Source organism: Komagataeibacter intermedius TF2, assembly GCF_000964425.1.
In the GTDB taxonomy this organism is placed as follows: domain Bacteria; phylum Pseudomonadota; class Alphaproteobacteria; order Acetobacterales; family Acetobacteraceae; genus Komagataeibacter; species Komagataeibacter intermedius.
The window spans coordinates 1-216 of record NZ_BANF01000912.1 but is presented as its reverse complement, the minus strand read 5'-3'; the positions used below and the strand labels follow the sequence as shown (position 1 = coordinate 216).

Here is a 216-nt window from a genome sequence, read left to right as displayed (position 1 = left end):
CGTGATCGAACGTCGGTGCCAGAAGGGAACGCTGGTCTATGTCGAAGGCCATCTCGAGACACGCAAATGGACCCATCAGCAGGGACAGGACCGTTATGTGACCGAGATCATCATTGATCGGTTTGATGGAAACCTGAAGGTGCTGGCCAATGGTCGAAGCACGGGCGATGGACGTTTTGATGAAGAGCGTCCCTCGCGGAGCGCTGCACAGCGCCC

At 57.4% G+C, this 216-nt stretch carries 1 protein-coding gene; it reads left to right on the top strand.

Annotated elements, in window-relative coordinates; translation table 11 throughout:
• A partial coding sequence (locus tag B7449_RS19515; RefSeq protein ID WP_048884142.1) for a single-stranded DNA-binding protein occupies positions 1-216 on the top strand: 216 nt, incomplete at both ends.